Source organism: Marinitoga aeolica (assembly GCF_029910535.1).
Lineage (GTDB): Bacteria > Thermotogota > Thermotogae > Petrotogales > Petrotogaceae > Marinitoga > Marinitoga aeolica.
In genome coordinates, this window is the sequence record NZ_CP069362.1 from 709,358 (window position 1) to 733,399 (window position 24,042).

The 24,042-nt window shown below is 27.0% G+C and carries 20 protein-coding genes; 13 read left to right on the plus strand and 7 right to left on the minus strand.

The features are described 5' to 3' along the window. Window positions 1-36: 36 nt before the first annotated feature. The 5 genes from JRV97_RS03390 to JRV97_RS03410 all read right to left on the minus strand — a co-directional run bounded on the left by JRV97_RS03390 (window position 37) and on the right by JRV97_RS03410 (window position 6,949). The gene (locus JRV97_RS03390) at window positions 37-717 is read right to left on the minus strand and encodes a LytR/AlgR family response regulator transcription factor (RefSeq protein WP_281000190.1); all 681 of its coding nucleotides are present in this window, start codon (window positions 715-717) and stop codon (window positions 37-39) included. Continuing rightward, complete coding sequence (locus tag JRV97_RS03395; protein ID WP_281000191.1) at window positions 714-2,372, minus strand: LytS/YhcK type 5TM receptor domain-containing protein; 1,659 nt, start codon at window positions 2,370-2,372, stop codon at window positions 714-716. The genes JRV97_RS03390 and JRV97_RS03395 overlap by 4 nt, the downstream gene beginning before the upstream one ends. After that, the gene (locus JRV97_RS03400) at window positions 2,366-2,641 is read right to left on the minus strand and encodes a hypothetical protein (RefSeq protein ID WP_281000192.1); all 276 of its coding nucleotides are present in this window, start codon (window positions 2,639-2,641) and stop codon (window positions 2,366-2,368) included. Before JRV97_RS03400 ends, JRV97_RS03395 begins: the two co-directional genes overlap by 7 nt. An 11-nt stretch (window positions 2,642-2,652) precedes the next feature. Then, a complete protein-coding gene (locus JRV97_RS03405) occupies window positions 2,653-3,873 on the minus strand; it encodes a M20 family metallo-hydrolase (RefSeq protein ID WP_281000193.1) in 1,221 nt (406 codons plus the stop codon). A 67-nt stretch (window positions 3,874-3,940) separates the two neighbouring features. After that, window positions 3,941-6,949: a hypothetical protein gene (locus JRV97_RS03410; protein WP_281000194.1), complete on the minus strand. Its 3,009-nt coding sequence runs from the start codon at window positions 6,947-6,949 to the stop codon at window positions 3,941-3,943. Between the two features lie 350 nt (window positions 6,950-7,299). Here JRV97_RS03410 and JRV97_RS03415 point away from each other — a divergent pair, with 350 nt between their 5' ends. From JRV97_RS03415 to JRV97_RS03475, 13 genes are read left to right on the plus strand one after another with little or no spacing between them, the layout of a single operon-like run. Next, window positions 7,300-8,559, plus strand: coding sequence for an extracellular solute-binding protein (locus JRV97_RS03415; RefSeq protein WP_281000195.1), 1,260 nt, complete (start codon window positions 7,300-7,302; stop codon window positions 8,557-8,559). Then, a complete protein-coding gene (locus JRV97_RS03420) occupies window positions 8,546-9,442 on the plus strand; it encodes a carbohydrate ABC transporter permease (protein WP_205100647.1) in 897 nt (298 codons plus the stop codon). The genes JRV97_RS03415 and JRV97_RS03420 overlap by 14 nt, the downstream gene beginning before the upstream one ends. After that, window positions 9,439-10,260, plus strand: a complete 822-nt coding sequence (locus JRV97_RS03425; RefSeq protein ID WP_205100648.1) for a carbohydrate ABC transporter permease — start codon at window positions 9,439-9,441, stop codon at window positions 10,258-10,260. The genes JRV97_RS03420 and JRV97_RS03425 overlap by 4 nt, the downstream gene beginning before the upstream one ends. Beyond that, a complete protein-coding gene (locus JRV97_RS03430; protein ID WP_205100650.1) occupies window positions 10,260-11,120 on the plus strand; it encodes a DMT family transporter in 861 nt (286 codons plus the stop codon). Before JRV97_RS03425 ends, JRV97_RS03430 begins: the two co-directional genes overlap by 1 nt. Beyond that, the gene (locus JRV97_RS03435; RefSeq protein ID WP_205100652.1) at window positions 11,117-12,178 is read left to right on the plus strand and encodes an iron-containing alcohol dehydrogenase; all 1,062 of its coding nucleotides are present in this window, start codon (window positions 11,117-11,119) and stop codon (window positions 12,176-12,178) included. Before JRV97_RS03430 ends, JRV97_RS03435 begins: the two co-directional genes overlap by 4 nt. A gap of 17 nt (window positions 12,179-12,195) precedes the next feature. Then, on the plus strand, window positions 12,196-13,041 hold the full coding sequence (locus tag JRV97_RS03440) for a transketolase (protein WP_205100654.1): 846 nt from the start codon (window positions 12,196-12,198) through the stop codon (window positions 13,039-13,041). Continuing rightward, a complete protein-coding gene (locus JRV97_RS03445) occupies window positions 13,028-13,963 on the plus strand; it encodes a transketolase family protein (RefSeq protein WP_281000197.1) in 936 nt (311 codons plus the stop codon). Before JRV97_RS03440 ends, JRV97_RS03445 begins: the two co-directional genes overlap by 14 nt. Beyond that, a complete protein-coding gene (locus tag JRV97_RS03450) occupies window positions 13,960-14,436 on the plus strand; it encodes an RpiB/LacA/LacB family sugar-phosphate isomerase (RefSeq protein ID WP_205098360.1) in 477 nt (158 codons plus the stop codon). The genes JRV97_RS03445 and JRV97_RS03450 overlap by 4 nt, the downstream gene beginning before the upstream one ends. Before the next feature lie 8 nt (window positions 14,437-14,444). Continuing rightward, window positions 14,445-15,437, plus strand: a complete 993-nt coding sequence (locus tag JRV97_RS03455) for a LacI family DNA-binding transcriptional regulator (RefSeq protein ID WP_205098362.1) — start codon at window positions 14,445-14,447, stop codon at window positions 15,435-15,437. A 10-nt stretch (window positions 15,438-15,447) separates the two neighbouring features. Continuing rightward, entirely contained in the window at window positions 15,448-16,743 is a 1,296-nt protein-coding gene (locus JRV97_RS03460) for an L-fucose/L-arabinose isomerase family protein (RefSeq protein ID WP_205098364.1), read from the plus strand. Then, window positions 16,740-18,683: an alpha-glucosidase gene (locus JRV97_RS03465; RefSeq protein WP_407081556.1), complete on the plus strand. Its 1,944-nt coding sequence runs from the start codon at window positions 16,740-16,742 to the stop codon at window positions 18,681-18,683. The genes JRV97_RS03460 and JRV97_RS03465 overlap by 4 nt, the downstream gene beginning before the upstream one ends. 12 nt (window positions 18,684-18,695) lie before the next feature. After that, a complete protein-coding gene (locus tag JRV97_RS03470; RefSeq protein WP_205098367.1) occupies window positions 18,696-19,628 on the plus strand; it encodes an aldo/keto reductase in 933 nt (310 codons plus the stop codon). Between the two features lie 20 nt (window positions 19,629-19,648). Then, window positions 19,649-21,058 carry an MFS transporter gene (locus tag JRV97_RS03475; RefSeq protein WP_205098369.1) on the plus strand — a complete coding sequence of 470 codons (1,410 nt, stop codon included), beginning with the start codon at window positions 19,649-19,651 and terminating at the stop codon, window positions 21,056-21,058. A 51-nt stretch (window positions 21,059-21,109) separates the two neighbouring features. Here the strand turns inward: JRV97_RS03475 and JRV97_RS03480 are convergent, their stop codons facing one another. Both JRV97_RS03480 and JRV97_RS03485 read right to left on the minus strand, forming a co-directional pair. Then, window positions 21,110-22,492 (minus strand): Do family serine endopeptidase, encoded by a 1,383-nt coding sequence (locus JRV97_RS03480; protein ID WP_281000210.1) that lies wholly within the window; start codon window positions 22,490-22,492, stop codon window positions 21,110-21,112. Window positions 22,493-22,575: 83 nt separating this feature from the next. Beyond that, entirely contained in the window at window positions 22,576-24,042 is a 1,467-nt protein-coding gene (locus tag JRV97_RS03485) for an ATP-binding cassette domain-containing protein (protein WP_281000212.1), read from the minus strand.

Consider the following 24,042-nt stretch of genomic DNA (forward strand, 5'->3'; position numbering starts at 1 on the left):
TTTTTTGAATTAAAAGATATAAACTTTTCTTGACAGTTAAATTTTTAAAATATTTTTTATTGCTTTCATATGTGTTTTTCCAATAGGGATAATTTTATCATTTTTCATTTGTATAGAATTCAATTCTTTTATAAATTTATCAATAAAATTTAGATTTACAATGTATGATTTATGAACTCTTAAAAAATTATACGGTAATTCTTTTTCTAATTTATTCAAATTTTTAAAATGCTTTAATGTATATTCATTGTTTTTTGTCCTTACCAATATTTTTTTGCTAAAATATTCGAAATAATATACTTCATCAAAATCTAAAAACAATATTTCTTTTTCACTTTCAACTGCTATTTTATTTAACTTACTATTTTTAAACACCTCTTCTATTCTATTAATCGTTTCAATAAATCTTACTTCAGAAATTGGTTTAGTCACATAATCCAGCGCATTTACTTCAAACGCCTCCACTGCATATTCGGAATATGCAGTTACAAAAACTATCTTATATTTTTCAAGGTATTTAGAAGCTTTTATACCTTTCATTTTTGGCAAATCTATATCTAGAAATATAACATCGACATCATTTTTTATTTTACTCTTTAAAAAATCTTCTACGCTTTCATAACCTCCTACTATATCAAACGTACTCATTTCTTCAATTAAATCTTTTAAGCTTTCTCTTGCATAATATTCATCATCTATAATAACAACTTTAATCATATCTTTTCACCAACTTTATTTTTTATACCTATTTCAATAGTAGTTCCTCCAAATAATCCTTTTTTTATTGAAAATTTATATTTTTCCCCATACAATGAATTTAATCTATTTTTTATTAATGATAAACCTTTACCATTAGGTTTTTGCCCCAAAAATCCCTTTCCATTATCTTCTACATATATATTAATTTGGTTATCCTTTTCTTCTATTGTTATTTTTATCAATAATTTTTCTTCTTTCATGCCATGTTTTATTGAGTTTTCTACTAAAGGTTGTAATATAAATGGAGGAATCAACCTTTCTTCCAATTCTCTATCATAAATTATTTCATAATCCAGTTTGTCTTTAAAGCGCAATTTCATTACTTCTAAATAATTAACAGTAAAACTTATTTCTTTTTTTATGGTCACTAATTTTGAATTTTCGTAAAGGGTATATCTCAATAATTCTGATAAATTATCTATAAATTTATTAACTTTTTGAGGTTCCTTTTTTGATATGTATTTTATGGCATTTAATGTATTGAATAAAAAATGAGGACTTAAATTCGCCATTAATTCTCTTAATTTTTCTTCAGTCGCTAATTTTAAATTTTCATTCATTTTCGAAATGGAAATTATTAAAGATAATATTTGAGAAAGTTTTTTCCCAAAAACTACATCAGAATTTTTTATTGTTTTATTTTTAGAATAATACAATTTTAACGTTCCTATTAATTCTCCACTTAAATCTTTTAATGGTACTATTAATGCAGAATATAAAGGGCAATCTTTTTTTTCACAATTTATTCCTTTTTTTCCCACTACTTTTAAACCTTTTTCATTTGCTATTACTTTTTTGGTGGCTTCAGTTTTTATTTCAAGACCAGGGAAATGATGATCATCTCCTATACCAACATGTGCAAAAATTTGTTTTCTATTTGTTAAAGCAACAGCTTCAAAATCTGTATTTTCCAAAATAACTTTAGCAATTATATTTGCACTTTCTTTATTAAACCCCATTTCTATTGTATTTAAACTTTCTTCCATTATAACAAAAATAGAATTCATTGTATTCTCTGCTGTATATTCAAGTTTTTCTTCCATATTAATGATCATAAAATTTAAAAAAGAAACACCGAGAGCATTCGTTATTACCATAGGAAATAGTATGTTAAAAGTTATATCATAGGCTAAAGTAAATGGTTTTACCATAACTAGCACATAAGTTAAATGAACTATTTCAATAATCGTTGTATAAAAAAGGGTTCTAAAAAAAGTAAAATGTTGTCTTCCATAATATTGCGAAATCATTCCACTCATAATTCCTGCGGTTAACGTTCCAAAAAAACATGGAACTGCCGTAATTCCTCCATAAAATAACCTAAATGTCGCTGAAATTAATGCCGCTATTATCCCGGCAGGAATACCCCCTATCATTCCTGATAAAATAACTCCTATGTCTCTATAATTAACAATTGCTCCATTATATTTTACACCATACACTGTCCCAAGAATACCTAACAATCCACCAATAATACCAAGAACAACTCTATTTTTAGCAACCAACGTTTTGCCAAAAATTTCTTTTATAAAATATGTTTGAAAAATTATATATGTTATCACTAATATCAATGAAACTCTTTCTAATAAAATTAAACTAATGTTCTCTAACATGGATCTCGCATCATCGCCCTATCACCAAAATCTCCTAAATCCTGCAATTCAGCATTTTCTATTTCCTTAGCTTTCCTTTTAGCTTCTTTATAAAAATTCAAAGTTGTATTTATTTCCACATCATTTAATTCTTCCAACATTTCTTTGGCTTTACCCTGTGGCTCTTTTGAGATAAATACTACTATTTTTTCATATTTGTCTTTTATCTTTTTTATACTCCTAATATCGACAACACCTATTCCAAAACCATACAAAATCAATGTTTTCATATTTTCTCCTCCTATAAATTTGACATTAAATGCGCATATACCTTTGTATCTTCTATTAAATGTTCAATTTTTATATATTCATTTGGTTGATGAGCCATATGATCCATTGTTCCCCATACAACAGCAGGTAATCCCTCGTGTCTCAAAATTGCAGCACATGTTCCACCACCAATTCCACCCACAAAAGTTTTTATTGACCTTAATATTTCTATACTTTCTTTTAATTTTAAAACCATAGGATGATCCTTAGGAGTTGGTTCTGGAGCAAATTCCATTTGAGGAATATCAATATTTATTTTTACTCCAAATTTAGCCTCATATTTTTCTTTGATTTTATTAACATCTAATATTATTTCATTTAAATCATATTGTGGTAAAACTCTGCAATCAAAGTATAACACATCAGTACCCGGGATAGTATTAACATTATCAACATTATGTTCTTTCTTTGTTGGTTCAAATGTTGAGATAGGAATTCTTCCAAACATATTATCAATTGCATTATATTTATTGTGTAAAAATTCATCTAATTCTTTTGCAAAGTATATAGATGCCCTATGGGCATTTCTAGCAACATTAGGTGTAGAAGCATGTGCTTGTTTTCCAAGTGTTTCAATTTTTAACCATAATATTGATTTTTCAGCGATTTCAATAAAAGAACCTTCTGGATTTCCTGAATCTGGAACATAATACCAATCATCTTTAGAAAAAATATTTTGTTTTAATAGGTATTTTATACCATATTCACTACCTGTTTCTTCATCTGAAACAAAAACTAAACCAATATTATTTTTTGGTCTAATATTTAAATCCATCATTGTTTTTACTCCGAATAATGTAGCAATTAATGAACTTCCATTATCTTCAGATCCCCTGCCAAATATTTTTCCATCTTTAACAACAGGATCAAAAGGATCATGATCCCATAATGATAAATCTCCTTCAGGTACTTTATCCATATGGGTAATAAACCAAATTGTTCTTTCAGGATTTGTTCCATTATACATTGCAACAATATTTGGTCTATAACCATATTCAACAGCATCATCAGGTGCATCATATCTTTTTATTTCATCAAATTTAAGAGTGTTTAAATATGATTCTAACCATTCTGCTACTTCTTTTTCGCCAGGCCCTCCAGCTCTTGGGTTTACAGAATTAATTGAAACAAATTTTCTTAAAGATTCGATAATTTCATCTTTTATTTTTTCTACATGATTAATGATATCCATAATAATCCCCCTTATTAATTAGTATTCCTAATTATTATACCATAAAAAGAATAAGCCCGTGAAGGGCTTATTCAAAATAACAAATTATTTTATCTATTTCTTTGCTTCTTAATTTATATGCTAATTCTCCTTTTAACTTATTTCCAGTGATTTCAAATTTATTATCTCCTATAAATACTTCCATTTTTTTGATTTCTTTAGAATTATTGTTATTAATATATTTAACTAATGTTTTTGAGAATAATTTAAATTCAACTTCACCATTATCATAAAATTCATAATTTAATTTTGGTTCAAAAGTGAAAGTTAATTCATTATTTTCCATTTTAAATAATTTATTACCAATAAACATTAATTTCCACATACTTAAAAATTCTGCTGTAGAACCACTTAATCTAGCGCTGAAACCTTGTCCATGAAGATTTTCATTCTTATTTGCACTACTTACAATAAATGAAGAGTTTTCTAATAAACTTCTTCCATATACTTCATATTTCATATATGGAGGCAACATAGTTTTAATGTCATCATAGAATTCTTCTAACATGTTTGCTTTTAATATTTCAAGTAAATATTTAAATTCCATATGCATAAATATAGATTCATTTTCTAACCAACCTGGAGTAAATGCTCTTAATCTTCCAATACTATATGGTTGATCCATAATACTTTCTGATGTTTTATACATTTTTAATTTTTTGTCATAGATATTTGATTCTTTTACAAATTTATATAATTCTTTTCTTTCATTATCATCGATTACCTTAAATGATCTAACAATTCCTTCTAAGAAGTATGGAAGAACATTTACTTCAAATCTTTTTGGTAGAATAACCCCATCTTTTTCTTCGTATTCTATTAAATCATATGTAAAGAAGGAAGGATATACACCTTTTCCAATTTCTTTAGCTTTTTTAATTCCATCATCTAATTTATTAATCATTTTATTAATGAAGCCTAATAAATACTCTTTTGAAATATTAACTCTTTCACCGATTTTGAAAAATACTTTTTTCCTATAATCTTCCTTATGAGAATAAATATTATTCCAATATGTAAATTGATCTTTGAAATTATCTAATTCATAATTTATGTTATCAATAAACTCTTTTAACTCTTCAAAAACCTCTACATCTTTTACACAATATTCTTTTAAGAATAAAAGTAATCTTTTTAATTCAAATGTTTCACTCATACCAGAACCAAATATTCCAGGAAGTCCATTTAATGCATCATTCCAACCTGGTTTATTTGCTTCCATTTCAAGTCCCAATCCATATGGATCCAATGTAGAAAATTTATTTACTGCTAATAATAGTAATTTTTCAAACATTGTAGCGTTATATATATTATCATCTTTATCAACTAAATAATTATGACCTCTTTTTCTAATTATTTCTGCTTTTTCTTCTGATTCACCAATTGCAGCAATTTGCATAACCTTTCCCTTATAAATCTTATACTTTTCACTTCTAGGTTTTATAAATGCATGTGAATCAAATATTTTGAATTTTCTTTCATTAAATAATTTATCAATTATTTTATCCGGATATATTTCATAATAAGTTTCTACTAAATCCATTATATATGTCCAGTGATCAATCCAATAACCTTCACCAAATTCTGCTTGTTCTAATTGTATAGAATCTTTAAGGATATTTTCTATAAAATCATCTTCTACGTTTATTCCGTTATTTTCAACAAAGGTTAATAACTGTCCGGGAGTGAAATAATTATTTTTTAAATAATCAGCTAATTTTTCATCTAAATTATCATAATTGCCGTTATATTTAAATACAGTCCCTTTAACAACTAATGGATTATTACCATCTGCTTGTATTAAATTAATAAACATCTTTAAATTGAAATCATCAATTTCTGGTTTAAAAATAATATCATTTCTTCTATTTTGCAACACATCTCTGAAATTACCATTTCCTTGAGAATATTTATTTGCTTCTAATGAGAAGAAATTATAATCTCTTTCTAAATCACCATGTTTTCTTGAATATATATGATAGACAATCTTATTATCATTAAATAATACTGGATAACCGCCTCTTGAAATATTGTCTAAATAGTTTTGTTCACAATATTTATTAAATAATTCATTATTTGTTTTTGTATAAATATCAGAAACAATTTCATTTACTACCTCATCAGCCTCTTTCATTTTTTCCACAATATATTCATTTGTTTTTATATTGTTTATGTTTTCATTAATATATTCTCTAGTATGAGAAAATCCTATCATACTGTTAATAATAATTTTTTCTGAGTTATCTTTTAAAGCACAAAATGCACTAGGTAAATTGTTTTCGTCATATTGTTTTTTAGATAGTATATCCTCTAATGAATTATTTTTAAACTCATAAGCTTCAACTATGCCAGTTTTATTTCCAAACAAAATATTTTTATCATATATTACATCCAATAATTCATCATTATATGATGCAAAATAGAAATAGCCATTAGTAACTTCTTCAACTACTTCTAAATCTCCAACAGCAGTTCTAACACTATAGAAAGGAACTTTATTTTCATAGTTAGAAACTTGCATCCAAGCTCTTGCGGTAAAACCCATATCTTTAAATAATGCATTTGATATGCCATATGGTAAAACTTCAGGCATTCCATCAACTATTTCTAAATTCTTCTTGTTTTTATTATCAATTTCTACTCTTCTTACTAATGCAGCATAATTATCATTAGGAATAGTAAAATATATTACTCTTATAGTTAAATCCTTACTTTCTTCAACAATCTCTAATGAATTTTTCTTGATTCTCATTTCTCTTTTCGCGTCATTTAATTCTGAGAAAGGCTCATAATATTCACCATCGATTTTAATAAATGTTCTAAATCCTTTTAATGGTGTAGCAGTATAACTTTGATCAGCGGGTTTAAATTCCATTATAGCGTTATTTTTATTTTCTATTCCAAAACTAGCTATACATTGACCTCTGTTTACATAGAATACCCACATTGGAATACCGTTTTTTCCTGCTATTCCAGGTAAGAAACTAGAGAAACATTTGTTTTTATCATAATTTTCTATAATATAATCATAGCTCATTCTAAAACCTCCTTTTTTATTGAATTATATCAGTTGTAATAGTTACATTAAAAACATAGTGAATTTAAAATATTTGGAATTATTACTGAATATATATAATTTAAGCCAATTTTATGTAAATCATAAAATGTGAATTAATAATGTTTTTATTGGTTAAACAAAACATTACTTTTAAATTAATCTTAAAAATCAAGTAATAAATTAGATTTTTATTAATAAATGGTTATAAATTTATATAATTAACTATAGTTATATTTACTTTAATTTGTATAATAAATTACAATATGATATACTGGTTCTGGTAACGTTATCAGATATCGTTACCAAAAATCTATTAGAGGGGGATAAACATGAAAAAAGCATTGTTGGTATTATTAGTTTCATTATTCATTATTTCATCTTTTGCAGCTACAACTATTAAAGTGTTAGTTTGGGATGATGCGTTAACAAGAGCTGTTCAGTCAAAACTTAAAGATTTTGAAAAAGAAACGGGTATTAAGGTTATTATGGAATTAGTTCCTTCTGGAAGTGTTCTACAAAAAATCGCAGTTGGTGTTTCTTCAAAAAATACACAATATGATATTGTAGCAGTTGATGAACCATATGTTCCTAGTTTAGGGGATTTATTAGAACCATATGACAAATGGTCAAATGGGAATATGTATAAAAAACCTGATTTAAATGTTATTATGAAACAAGTTTTTGATGCTGCAGTATGGAAAGATGTTATAGTAGGATTGCCAATTAATGGAAATATTTATGTATGGATGACAAGAAGAGATATTATTGAAAACAAAGAATACCAAAAAGAATTTAAAGAAATGTATGGTTATGATTTAACAGTTCCACAAACATTCGAACAATTATTAGACATTGCTAAATTTTTAAAGAAAAAAGGTATATATGGTTTTGCACCATTTACAAAAACATCAGAAGGTGCTACATGTGAAGCTATGCTTTTCTTTAGTGCGTATGGAACTATACCTATTAATTTAGTAAATGGTAAATATGTAGTTTCATTGGATAAAGAAAGAGCTATAGAAGCTATTAATATGTATAAAAAATTATTAGAATATGCTCCAGTTGGTGCTAATAATTATGGGCATTCAGAAAGAATAGCTGCATTTAACCAAGGAAAAGTATTCTCAATGTTCCAATGGCCAGCTATAGTTCCTGATCATGAAGATCCAAACAAATCAATAGTTGCAGGAAAAATTATTTATTCTGCTCCTCCAGCAGGTAAATATCAAAGAGCTGCTGTAAGAGGTGCATGGGTATTAGGTATTCCAAAAGCTTCAAAGAATAAGGAAGCTGCTGCTGAATTTGCATACTGGTGGTCTTCATATGAAGCAGGAAAAGAATTAGTTAAAGTTGGTATGACACCCGCTAGAGTTGATTTATTAAAAGATTCTGAATTTCAATCTACACATCCTTGGTTTGAAGGTATATTTGATTCTATGAAATATGCTACAAGCAGACCAAGAATTGAAAATTATGCTGAAGTATCAAATGTTATTAAAACAAATTGGATTGCTGCTGTTACAGGAACTATGTCACCAGAAATGGCTGTAAATAAGATGATTCAGGAGTTATTAAATGTTGTTAAGTAGTAAAAATAAAAAGAAAAGAGGAAATTTTCCTCTTTTCTTTTTAGCTCCAGCTTTAATTTCTGTAACAGCAGTTCTTGTTTTTCCAATTGCATATGCTTTGGGATTATCTTTTTTTGAATGGAATTTAATGAATGAAGCAAACAGAGTTTTTATCTTTTTTAAAAACTATGTTTCAGTATTTAATGATCCACAATTTTGGAAATCATTTCTATTACAAATAGGATTTATATTTATAGCTATACCAATTGAATTAATCATAGGTTTTTTTGTTTCTATATTGATGAATAGAAAATTCAAAGGAGCTGGAGTTTTAAGATCATTATTATTATTACCAGTTTTCATTTTACCGGTTTTATCTGGGTTAACTTGGAGTTTTATGCTACAGCCAGAATATGGAACAATAAACTATATATTGAGTTTATTGGGATTTAAACAAATAGCATGGTTAGCCTATCCAGGAACTGCATATACAGCAGTAATCTTACAAGATATATGGAGAATGTGGCCGTTTATGTTCATTATATTATATGCAGGGATTAGTGGTATGCCAAAAGAATTTGAAGAAGCTGCTACTATAGATGGAGCTGGATTTTGGCAAAGAGTTTTTTATATTATTATTCCATATTTAAAACCAACTATTATAACTGCAATATTATTAAGAACTATAGACGCATTAAGAATTTTCTCTGAAGTATATGTAATGACGGGAGGAGGACCAGGTAATTCCACATTGTTATTATCATTGTATATTAATAAGCAAGCATTTGAATATTTTAATATTGGTTATGCATCTGCAATGTCAATTATATTAATTGTTGTCACATTAATTTTGACCATTATATTAGTAAGAGGAAATATTGAGATAGATGGTGATAAGGCATGAAGAATAAAAGATTAAAACATAAATTTTTAGTTTTCTTAGCTTTTTTAGTTGTTATAATTGAATTATTTCCTATTTTTGTAGTTATTTCTAATGGTTTTAAAAGAGATATTGATATTTTTACATCAAATCCTTTTTCATTTAAATTTTCTTTGCAAAGTTACAAAAGCGTTTTAACTGACTATATGTTTTTAAATAGTTTAAAGAATAGTTTAATAGTAGCTTTAATATCTTCATCCTTTTCTGTTTTAGCAGGAGCAATGGCATCTTATGCTATTACGAGGTATAAATTTAGAGGGAAAACGGCTATTGCCTATTCCTTTTTAACATCTAGAATGATTCCGCAAATATCATTATCTATTCCACTATATTTAATGTTTAGAAATTTAAATATGCTAGATAATGTTTTTTCTTTGGTTTTAGCATATATAAGTTTTAATGTTCCATATATTATTTGGTTATTATTACCATTTTTTGCATCAATTCCTAGAGAATTTGAAGAAGCAGCAAGAGTAGATGGGTGTTCGGAAAAAAGATTGTTTTGGTCAATATTTATTCCATTGGTAGCTCCAGGCTTAGTGGTTGCAATGGTATTTTCATTTATTATGTCTTGGAATGAGTTTTTATACGCACTTATTTTAACCAATACACAAGCTAGGACAGCACCTATTTCAGTAAATGCATTTATGGGACAATATGCTCCTCAATGGGGACAACTATCAGCAGCTGGAACATTAATGCTTATACCAGCATTTATTATCACATTATCTCTACAAAGATTTATAATTAAAGGTTTAACAGCTGGTGGTGTAAAAGGATAATGAAATATAGTTATTTACTTTTATTATCTTTTGTTTGGGGAATGTATTATATATTTAATAAAATAGCTGTTCAATATGCAGATGTTTTTACAGTAGGCATATTCATTAGAGTTTTAGTATTCATTATATTGAGTTTCATATTATTTTTTAGGAAAAGAATTAAAGAATTAAAAATTATTAAAATTGCCTTTAAGGAATTATTTTTAATTGGTTTTTTAGGATTTTTATTAGATATATTTGCATTTTTAGGATTAAATTACTCAACAGCTTCAAATGGTTCATTGCTTTTAAAATCAGACATCTTTTTTACAGATATTATTTCATTGTTTTTAGGAGTTCGGTTTACATCCTTTGATTTATTTGGATCAATATCAATGATATTAGGAATTCTATTAGTTTTAAATGTTGATTTTGCGAATTTATCATTTAATTTTGGAGATATATTTTTTATTCTTAGTGCATTATTTATATCTTTAAATGCATTTTTAATAAAATATGTTCAGAAAAAGTATAAGATAAAAAACATGATCATTGCATTTTATAATAATTTTTTTGCTATGTTATTTTTTATTTTTATTTCATATAAATTTTCAGATCGTTTTTTTGAGTTTAAAGGTACTATATTTCTATTATTAGCAGGGATATGCCAATTTTTGATATATATTTTGTATTATTATAATTTACACAAATTTCCAATATGGATAGTAAGAACATTCCTATTATTTACACCTGTTTTTGTAACCATTATAGGAACACTATTTTTAAATGAAAAAATGATTTTTGTACAAATAATAGGAATATTTTTAATATTATTTGGAGGATTTATCATTATATTAAAACAGAAAGGAGTAAAATCATGAATTATCAATTTTATATGCCTACAAAGGTAATTATTGGTAAAAACAAATTAGAAGAATTAAAAAACATGAATCTTGAAAATAATATTATGATTGTGTGTGAAAAATTTGCATATAATCTTGGATATATAGATAGATTAAAAGAAATTCTAGATAATGTTTTTGTATTTGATGAAGTAGAACCAAATCCGCCTACATATGTTATAAACAATGGAGTTAAATTTGCTCTAGAAAACAATATTAAAACAATAATTGCGTTAGGTGGAGGAAGTTCTATAGACACGGCTAAAGCTATATCATGTTTAGAAGAGGATATTGAAAATCCAAAAGAACTAAAGAGAAAAACCAAATTAATTGCAATACCAACTACTTCAGGAACTGGTAGCGAAGTAACTAATGTAGGAGTATATACATTTAGTAATAATCTAAAAAAGCCTTTGGTAACAGATAGTTTTTGGCCAGATATATCTATAGTTGATCCCACATTAACTTATTCAATGCCTAAAAATGTTACAGGATCAACAGGGTTAGATGCTTTTACACATGCAATTGAGTCTTATTGGGCATTATCAACACAAAATATAAGTAAATCAATAGCCTTGAAAACAATGAAATTAATATTTGAAAATCTCGAAAAATCTATTGATGGAGATAAAAAAGCAAGAGATGTAATGTCAGAAGCTAGTATGATGGCTGGAATAGCCTTTTCTCAAACACGAACAACTGCAGCACATGCTATTAGTTTTCCTTTAACAAATATATATAAGATTCCACACGGATTAGCTTGTGCATTATCTTTGTATAAATTAATTGAATATGTAAATAATGAAAATCCATTAGAAGAAATTATAAATTATTTAGAGTTAAACTCTATTAATGAATTAAGCTCCTGGATAAAAAAGATGATAGAAAAATCCGGATATAGTTTTAAACTTAGGGATTATGGTGTAAATAATTTAGAGGAAATAGCAGATATATCATTAAAAGCAAATATAATAGAACTCACACCTATAAAAATTGATAAAGAAAAATTAATGAATTTACTTAAAGATATATATTAATAAGGATGGTGAATATCTTGAATAAAGAAAAGAAAATATTTTTAATGAAAAAAGCTAATTTAATAAGACAAAATATTATTAAAGCTATAGGTACTTTGGGAGTTGGACACGTAGGAGGAAGCATGTCATTAGCAGAGGTTTTAGCTGTACTATACTATTCAGAAATGAAGATAAAAGAAGGAGAACCTAATTGGGAAGAAAGAGATAGATTGGTACTTTCAAAAGGTCATGCAGGTCCTGCATTATATTCTGTTTTTGCAGATATAGGATATATACCTGAGGAATGGTTATATACATTAAATCAACCAAATACAAAATTGCCTAGTCATTGTGATAGATTAGTAACTCCTGGGATTGATATGACAAGTGGATCATTAGGACAAGGATTATCTGCAGCTATTGGTATGGCAATAGCTTTAAAATTAGATAAAAAAGACAATTATGTATATTGTATTATGGGAGATGGAGAAATTCAAGAAGGACAAATTTGGGAAGCTGCAATGTATGGCGGAAATAGAAAATTAGATAATTTAATAGCTTTTGTAGATTATAATAAAATGCAAATAGATGGAAAAACAGATGAAATTAATAGTATTGAACCTTTGGTAGAAAAATGGGAATCATTTAATTGGCATGTGCAATCCATAAACGGGCATGATGTTGAAGAAATAGATGAAGCTATAAAAATAGCAAAAGATAAAAAGGATAAAACATCTGTTATTATATTAAATACAATTAAAGGTAAAGGTGCATACTTTGCAGAAAATAAATTGAGTTCTCATAATATGCCTTTAACCAAAGAAGAAATGGAAAAAGCTTTAGAGTTATTGAGAAATGAGGTGAAAGAATATGACTTTAGATAAAGAATTGAGAGAATTATATGTTGAAGAATTAGTTAAAATAGCGAAAGATAATAACAATATAATGGTTTTAGATGCTGATTTAATGAAAGCTCATAAAACTAATATATTTAAGGATGCATATCCAGAAAGATACATAGATGTTGGAGTAGCAGAAGCTAATATGATAGGTATAGCAGCAGGTTTAGCAAATATGGGGAAAATACCATTTACCCATACATTCACCCCTTTTTCAACAAGAAGGGTATATGACCAAATAGCTATTTCTGTAGGATTAGCATATTTGCCTGTAAAAATTGTAGGATCCGATCCAGGAGTTACTGCAGAGTTAAACGGACAAACACATATGAGTTTTGAGGATGCAGGAATAATGAGAAATTTACCAAAGATGACAATTGTTGAGCCTGTTGATATATATCAATTAAGAAAATTATTACCACAAATAATAGAACATGATGGACCAGTATACATTAGATTAGATAGAAAATCGAAAAATGCCTTTTTTGATGAAAATGTAGATTTTAAATTAGGAAAAATACATGAAGTTAAAGATGGTGAAGATATAACTATAATAACATCTGGAATTTGCTTATTTGAAGTTATGAAAGCAGTTGAAAAAGCTGAAAATGAAGGTATTAGTGTAAAAGTGTTAAATATGCATACATTAAAGCCTGTAGATAGTGAAACTATTATTAAAGCAGCTAAAAAAACTAATAAAATTATTACAGTAGAAAATCATAATATTATTAATGGTTGGGGAAGTGCTGTAGCTGAAGTTGTATCTGAAAATTATCCAGTTAAAGTTATTAGAATGGGTATTAAAGATCATTATGGTGAGGTTGGAAAAAGTGATTTTTTAATGAAAAAATATGGTATTGATGCTGATAGTATATATAAAAAGATAGTTGAGGAGGTAAAATTATGAAAAAAATTATCATAGGTTCAGACAAATCCGGTTTTACTTTAAAAGAGGCTATAAAAAATCATTTAATAGAAAAAGGATATGAAGTTGAGGATGTTGGAATGTATGAACATGAAGAAAAAAGAGCATATTTTGAATCAGCTAAGATTGTAGCATCAAAAGTTTCATCAGGTGAATATGAAAGAGGAATACTATGTTGCGGTACGGGTATGGGAATGGCAATAGTTGCAAATAAATTTAAAGGTGTATATGCAGCTGTTGTTGAAAGTTCTTTCCCTGCAAAAATGGCTAAAGTAATTAATAATGCTAATATTTTGACTATTGGAGGATGGTTAATAGCTCCTATACAAGCATTTGATATGGTTGATAATTGGTTAAACGCTTCTTTTACTGAAGGATTTCCTGAAGATAGACAAGAATTTTTGAAAAATGCATTAAATGAAATTAAAAAAATTGAGGATGAAAACTTTAAATAGGTGGAATTATGAAAAAAAAATTTGTTACTTTAAAAGATATTGCAAATGCTTCTGGATACTCTATTAATACAGTATCCAGAGCATTGAATAATAAGCAGTATGTTGATAAGGAAACTAAAGAAAAAATATTAAAAATCGCTAAAGAAATGAATTATTTTAAAAATGTAACAGCTACTTCTTTGAGATACAGTAAAACACATACTGTAGGAGTTGTAATTGTTGATGCTCAAAACCCTTTTTATATTGAAGTATTAAAGGGAATTGAATATGCAGCAAGAGAAAAGAAATATCAAGTTATATTTATGAATTCGGATAAAGAATATGAATTGGAAGAAATGGCTATAAAAACTTTTCTTGAAAGAAGAGTAGATGGACTAATAGTATCTACAACTCAAAATAAATTTGAGGATATAAAATTACTAAGTGATCTAAATTATCCTACTGTTTTAATAGAATATCCAAAAGATGGATATAATTTAGATTCAGTATTAGTAGATAATCAAAATGGAGGATATATAGCTACTAAATATTTGATTAATAAAGGAAGAAAAAATATATTAATGTTTAATGCAACAGAACATAAATATGCTTCTAAGATGAGGTGCAAAGGTTATTTAAAAGCAATAGAAGAATATAATTTAAAAGAACATATATTATTATCAAATGAAGGTTATGAAAATGCATATAATACTTTTAATGATTATATAAAAAAACATGGGATAAAAGAAATAGATGCAATATTTGCATATAATGATGTTTTTGCAGTTGCTTGTTATCAGGTTTTAAAGGAAAAAAATATAAAAATACCAGAAGAAATAGCTATTATAGGATTTGATAATACTATTGAATCAAAAATAGCTGAAATAACAACAGTATCAATTGACAAATTTTATATGGGTAAATTAGCATTTGAAATGTTATATGAAAGAATAAAAAATAAAAATAAAGAAAATGAAGAAAAAATATTTGAAGTGACTATTATTGAAAGAAAGACAACATAGGAGGGTTATTATGCTAAAAATAGGAGTAGTTTGTTTGGCAAGGAAAACATTTGACTATAATGCAGCTGCTGAAATATATAAAGAAAAAATAGAGGAATTAAAAAGTATAAAATATGTAGAATTTATATTTGATGAAAATTTGGTTATTGAGGTAGAAGAAGCTCAAAATTCTGTAAAAAAATTTGTCGATGTTGATGGAATAGTTATAATTAGCGGAACATTTCATTTAGGTCATTTAGCTTTAATATATGCAAGTTTGAAAAAACCAATGTTATTGTGGGCATTTAATGAGTTGCCATATAACGGCGGAAAAATAAGATTAAATTCAGTTTGTGGGCTGAACTTAAATGCTTCAAATTTATACAAAGCTGGATATGATAATTTCCATTATACAGTTGGTGATAAAATTGATATGGATTGGATAAATGCATTAAAGATGAAAAAAGTTTTAGAAAATACACGACTAGGTGTAGTGGGATCAAGAGCACATGGATTTTTTAATTTAGGTATAGATGAACTAAATTTAAACGGGAAAGCGGGAACATTAATAGATTATTTGCAATTAGATGAATTATTTGATTATGCAAATAATTCTGAATCGCAGTATGAAGAAAAGTTAAAAGAAATATATGATGTTTCAGGAATAAATAATACACAATTAAGTAAAGTAAGTAAATTAATTAGAGGATTAGAATTGTTTTTTAAAGAGAAAAATATTAATGCTATGGCAATAAGATGTTGGCCAGAATTTGCTTCAAAATATGGAATTTCTCCTTGTGCTGCAATGTCATATTTACAAGCTAATGATTATATTATAGGTTGTGAAGGTGATGTTGAAGGGACATTATCTATGATAGCAACTAAAGCAGCCTCTAATTCTACGCCATTTTTAGCAGATTTGTCTCAAGTTAATTTAGAAGAAAACTATGCATTATTATGGCATTGTGGAGTTGCTGCATATAATTTATGGGATAAAAAATCAAATAGATCTTTAGATACATATTTTGCAGGAGGAAAAGGAGTTACTGCTGATTTTGTATTGAAGCCAGGAGTAATAAGTTTATTAAGAATAGATTCTGCAAGAGGAAAAACTAGATTATTTATAGCAAAAGGTGAAGCAGTAGAAATGAAAAAAGAATTAAAAGGAACATATGCAAAAGTTATTTTTGAAAATCATATCAATAGTTTATTAGATACTTTAGTAAAAAATGGAGTAGCGCATCATGCTGCAATGGTATATGGCGATTATATGAGAACATTTGAAATCTTTGGCCAATTAATGGGTTGGGAAATAATAAGAGGATGATTACTATGATAATAGATAAAGATAATGGATTTGAAATAATAATTGGAAAAAATAAATTGTTATCGCATTCTAAGGAAAACCCTTCAATATTTTTAGGATATGGAAAAGAAAAAATAGATATGTATAGAGGGAATTTTGATATTAATGATTATTTAGAAAGCAGAATTCCATTAAGAAATTTTAATATAGCTGGAAATATTATAAGTTTTTATGAGGATGGAAAAACAATACTCAAAATGGAAATAAAAGATAATGAAATAACATTTGAAAATTATTCTAATTATAATAGATTTTGGATAAGATTAAACGCAACAAAAAATGAAGATATATATGGTTGTGGAGAACAATTTTCATATTTTAATCTTAGAGGAAAAATCTTCCCATTATGGACATCAGAACCAGGTGTAGGTAGAAATAAGAAAACATATATTACATGGTTGGCAGATGTAGAAGGTAAAGCAGGTGGGGATTATTATACAACAAATTTCCCTCAAAGTGCTTTTTTAAGTTCAAATATGTATTATTGTATAGTAGATTCATCAGTATATATGAAATTTGATTTTTCTCATGTAGATTTTCATGAAATAGAAGTATGGGATATACCAAAAAGAATTTCCTTTATTACAGGAGAAAACTATCTAGAAATAATTTCAAAATTTAATAAATATATGGGAATACAACCGAAATTACCAGAGTGGATTTTAGATGGTTTAATATTAGGTGTGCAAGGTGGATTAGAAGAAGTAAATAAAAAACTAGAAAAATTAAGTGAAGTAAAGATTAATGCATTATGGGTTCAAGATTGGGTAGGTAAAAAAATTACTTCTTTTGGTAAAAGATTATTTTGGGATTGGAAGGTAAATGAGAAATACTATCCTAATTTAAAAGAGTATATTGAAGAATTAAATAAAAGAAATATTAGGTTTTTAGGGTATATAAACCCATATTTGATAAGAGAAGGAGAATTATTTAAAGAAGCCGATAAAAAAGGTTATTTTGTAAAAAACAAAAAAGGAGATACATATTTAATCGATTTTGGAGAATTCTATTGTGGTACAATAGATCTAACGAACGAGAAAGCTTTTAATTGGTATAAAGAGGTAATAAAGAAAAATATGATAGATTTAGGTTTCTCAGGATGGATGGCTGATTTTGGAGAATATTTGCCAATTGATTGTGTTTTGGAAAATGGAGATCCGAAAGAAATGCATAATATGTGGCCAGTGTTATGGGCTAAATTAAATTATGAAGCAGTTAAAGAATCTGGAAAACTAGGTGAAATAGTATTTTTTATGAGAGCTGGTTTTAATGGAATTCAAAAATATACAACATTAATGTGGGCAGGGGATCAATTAGTAGACTGGTCTGAAGATGATGGTATTCCTTCAGTTGTTAAAAGTTTTTTATCTTCAGCAATATCTGGAATAGGATATACTCACTGTGATTTGGGTGGATATACATCATTATTTGAAGTTAAAAGAAGCAAAGAATTAATGAAGAGATGGATAGAATTGTCGGCATTTTCTCCTGTAATGAGATCTCATGAAGGAAATAGGCCAGATGATAATATTCAAGTTTATTCAGATGAAGAATTAATTGAATATCTTAAAAAAATGACAGAAATACATTCTTATTTAAAAGATTATTTATTATATTATATTGATGAATATCAAGAAAAAGGAATACCTTTAATAAGGCCATTAATGCTGCATTATAATGTTAATAGCGATAAAGAGTATTTATTAGGTAGAGATTTATTGATTTGTCCAGTTTTAAAGGAAAATACAAAAAATATGGAAGTTTTATTACCAGAAGATGAATGGATTAATTTATGGACAAAAGAAAAATATAACGGTGGAAAATACGTTGTAAATTCTGAAATAATTCCAGTATTTTATAGAGCAAGCTCTAAATTTAAAGAATTATTTGATAATTTGTAGGAGGAAGAGAAAATGAATTATAGGAAGTATTTAGGAAAATTAGTTTCTGAAATTGGATTTGGAGCTTGGCAATTAGGTAATGATAAAGAATGGGGAGGGCCAAAAGATTCAGAAGCAATTAAATTAGTAGAGACAGCTGTAGAACTCGGATGTAATTTTTTTGATACTGCTCCAAATTATGCTGGGGGTAAAAGTGAGTTAATATTAGGAGAGGCGTTAAGTAAGTTTGATAGAGAAAAACTTGTAATAAACACTAAAGTAGGGCATGTTCCTGGAGAAAAAGATGGATTTGCTCCGGAGGTTATTAGAAAAACAGTTGAAAATAGCTTAAAAAAACTTAAAACAAATTATTTGGATTCAGTTATTTTACATAATCCACCTTATGAGATGTTAGACAAAAATGCACCACAATTTAAAGTTTTGGAAGAATTAAAAAATGAGGGATTAATAAAAGCATATGGTGCATCATTAGATTTTTCAAGAGAAGTTGATAAATTAATCGAAAATACTGATAGTCAAGTGGTAGAAATATTATTTAATATATTCTTTCAAGATGTAAGAAAATCTTTTGATAAAATTAGAGAAAAAGGATTAGCAGTAATAGTTAAAGTTCCTTTAGATTCTGGATGGTTATCTGGGAAATATAATAAAGATAGTAGATTTACAGGTATTAGAAGCAGATGGAGTGTAAAGGATATTGAAAAAAGAGCAGAATTAATTGAAAAAGTAAAAAAAATAAAATCTAATGATGTATCTATGGTTCATGAAGCCTTGAGTTATATTTTATCATATGATGTTATTAGCACAATTGCAGTAGGTAGTAAAAATATAGAACAATTAAAAGAAAATTTAAAAGCTAGTGAAATTAAGATGGATAAAGACAAAGTTAAAAAATATGAAGAATTATATGAAAGGGAAATAGCAATTAATCCATTACCTTGGTAAAAGATTTCAGGGGGGTAAATATGAAGAGAAGAAATATTATTGCATATGGTATGGGGGATATTTTTGGTGGAGGATCTTTTTTAGTAATTGGAACATTGTTTTTGATATTTTTAACAGATGTTGTAGGACTTAGACCATCTTTAGCTGGACTAGTTCTTATTATAGGAAAAGCTTGGGATGCAATTTCTGATCCTATAATGGGATATATTTCAGATAACACAAGATCTAAATTTGGGAAAAGACGATTATACTTTTTATTGGGTATATTTCCTATAGCTTTATCTTTTTATTTGTTGTGGTTACCTATTAATAGCAACTCACAATTATCGTTATTCTTATTTTATTCTTTTGCATATATATTATTCTCAACAGTATATACAATGGTTATGATACCATATACAGCTTTAAATGCCGAAATGACAAAAGACTATTCATTAAGAACAAAATTATCTGGTACGAGAATGTTTTTTTCTCAAATTTCAGCATTACTGTCAGGTGTTTTGCCAAAAATAATAATTGATTCAGCTTCAAACCCTTCTATTGGTTATAGAAATATGGCGATTGTTTTTAGTATATTATATTCGCTTCCTTGGATTTTTGTATTTTTAGGAACCTTTGAAGAAAGCACCAAAGATGATAATGTTCAAAAAAATAAATTTGATTTATTATCTTTATTAAAAAACAAGCCGTTTAAAATCCATATTGGTATGTATATTATGGCATATACAGCAATGGATATATTAATGGCATTATTTATATATTATTTAACCTACTATATTCAAAAACCAAATATATTTTCCATATGTTTAGGTTTGATATTGCTTACTGAAATATTGTCATTACCATTACATGTATATATAGCAAACAAATATGGAAAAGGGAAAGATTATACTTTAGGGTTGTCAATATGGGCTATAGGAATGTTTATATTATTTATTATTGGCAAAAACACTCCAACTATATTTATCTATTTAGATTCAATAATAATAGGTTTTGGCTTATCCGCTGGTGTAATGATACCTTGGGCTATGTTGCCAACAATAATTGATATTGATGAATTAATAACAACAAAAAATAGAGCAGGAATTTATTCCGGAGCAATGACGTTTATTAGGAAGATAATACAAGCAGTTACTTTATTTGTTTTAGGTGTATTTTTAGATTTTATTGGGTATATACCAAATCAAGATCAAACTGCTAGTACATTGTTTAAGTTAAAGTCTATATTTGTATTTTTACCCATATTGTTATTAATAACTGGAATATTATTATCTTTAAAATATAAAGTGAATGCACAAAATCATAAGATTATTAGAGAAGAAATAGATAGATTAAGAAATAATGGCAAAAAAGAAGATGTTGATTCAAATGTAAAGAAGATTTGTGAATCTATAACTGGTCTATCATATGAGCAATTATATAATAAATAATAATGTAATTATATAATACAAAAGTCCCATCAAAAAATGATGGGACTTTTATTATTTACCCATATAACTAAAGTATACAGAAGCTCTATAACCGTCTCTATATATTATAAATCCTACATAATCGCCTTTTTTAATATTTGAAGCTAATTTTTGGAAATCTTTTACAGATTCTAATTTTTCACCTTTTCCATTTACGTACATTTCCATTATAATATCACCTTTTTTAATATTTACATATTGTGCTTCTGATCCTTCTTTAACCTCTTCAACTCTAACACCATACATATCTTTTGGTAATTTTAATTCATTAATATCTTCTGGAGTTAAATCTCTAACTTTTAATCCTAAATAATAATCTTCTGTAGCTTTTGCAAATTCTTCTCTTTCGGCTAAAGTAACTGTATATGTAATTTCTTTCCCTTTCCTATTCACAACAACATTAATGCTTTGTCCTGCTGGATAAGTTTTTACAATATATACAAGTTCATCAGCACTATCTATTTCTTTATTATCTATTTTTACAATAACATCGCCAGGTTTTATTCCAACTTTATCTGCAGGTGATCCTTTTTCAATATCACTAACAAACGCACCTTTTGTTACTTTTAATCCAAATGTTTTTGCAAGAGATTCTGTTACGTTTTGTATATAAACTCCTAAGTATGCTTTTGATACTTTTCCAGTATTTATTAAAGATTCGGCAAATCTTTTAGCAAAATTAATTGGAATTGCAAAACCTAAATTTTGACCTTGTGTTGGATTTACTATAGCTGTATTTATACCTATTACCTGAGCATGAATATTTAACAATGGACCTCCACTATTACCAGGATTGATTGCTGCATCTGTTTGAATTAAATCTGCATAAGCACCATTTCCATCAGGTTTTGGAATCTTTCTATGTACAGCGCTTACAACACCTAATGTAACTGTATGTTTAAACCCTAAAGGATTACCTATTGCAATTGCCCATTCACCAATTTCAATATTATCAGAATCTCCTAATTCTATTACAGGTAATTCATCTTTTGTTTTAACTTGCAAAACCGCTATATCAAGATCTCCATCTCCACCCACATATTTTGCTTTATATTTCTTTCCTTCTAATGTTGTTACAGTTATTTCATCTGCATTTTCAACAACATGATAATTTGTCAATATATATCCTCTTTTATCAAATATAAATCCTGTACCTAATGCTTTGAATTCTCTATCTTGAGTCCATGGTGATTCACCAAAAAACCTTTTATAAAAATCCTCAAAAAATGGATCTATTGAAGCCTTTCTATGCCCTACAGCTTCAATGTTGACTACAGCTGGTGCAGCTTCTTTTACAACATTTACCACTGGTGAAACATAATTTGGATTTACAAAGGCAAATGAGGAAACTACCATTAATAATACTGCTGTCATAGCAACAACAATTTTTTTCATCACTATCACCTCCATTATTGTATTTTCTATTTCAAAAAAATTTTTACTCTTTTTCCTTAGAATTTCCTTAGAATTATTTTAAATTAATCTAACAATATTTTGTTAATTTCATAAAGAATAGTATGATTATACTCTATATTTCTCTCAAAAACATTTTTAAATTTAAATTTCTTTTTTATCTTTAATGGTTTCCCTTCTAATAAAAATACATTTTCACCTAAATTAGATACTTCAAAAGGATCATGTGTTACCATTATAACAGTAAATTTTTCTTTTTTTTGAATATTAATAAATTCTTTTATTATTTTATATTTATTAGAAATATCAAGGGATGCAAAAGCCTCATCCATTAAAATTATATCTGGATTATAAGCTATTGCTCTCAAAATATTTACACGTTTTTTCATTCCACCTGATAATTCATCTGGATATTTTGTAAGAATATCTTTTTCAAGATTTAGCAAATTTAGATATTTTATTATTTCATTTAAATTAATGTCTTCATTAACTAACTTAATATTTTCATATACATTAAGCCATGGAACCAATCGATCATCCTGGAAAATATATCCAATTTTTCCATTTATATAAATTTCTCCATTATCTTTTCCCACTATTCCTGATAATATATTTAAAATCGTAGTTTTACCTATTCCAGATTCTCCCAATAACACATTTATTTTTCCGCTTTTAAATGCAATATCAAATCCGGATAATATGACGTTATCATCAAATTTTTTGTTCAAACTTTTTATAATAATATCTTCTGATATTCTATTTACTTTTTTTGATGATTTTATTATTTTATTTTTTATCTCTTTCTCTCTTCTTAAATTTTTACTGGATATACCTTTTAACATTTTTTCGGATATCATTCCTAATATTGCTAATAAAATGGTATATGCAAAAACTCTATCTGTATTCAATGCAATTTTAGAAAAGGAAAGGCTAACTCCAAGTCCTCTGTCCCCTGCTAAGAATTCACCAACAACAACAGATTTCCATAAGCTACCAGATATCATATTTAATGTGGATTTTAAAAAAGGAATTAAAGAAGGAAAGTATATTTTTAAAAGAATATTTTTTTTATCAAGATTAAAAACCTTTGCCATTTCCAGCAATTTTTTATCTGTAGATCTTATACCTTCAGAAATATTTAATACTACTACTGGAAATATAACCATAAACGCAACAAAAACCGGCGTATAAAACCCTATTCCAAACCATAACATCGCTATAGCTATATATGAAACTACAGGAGAACTTTGAATTAACATTAAAAAAGGTCTAAAAATTTCAAAAAAAGATTTACTTAATCCAGAAATAATCCCTATAGGAATGCCAATAAAAACAGATATAAAAAATCCTACTATTATTTTTAAAAAGGTGTTTAATAAATCTCCATAAAAATTTAAATCTTTAAAAAGCTTTACCATTTCCAGAAAAACTTTTTGAGGAAATGGAATTAAAAGCTGATTATTATTTAAAACTGCTATAATCCACCAAACCAGTAAAATCAAAATTAATCCTATAGCTGTATTTTTTTTCAT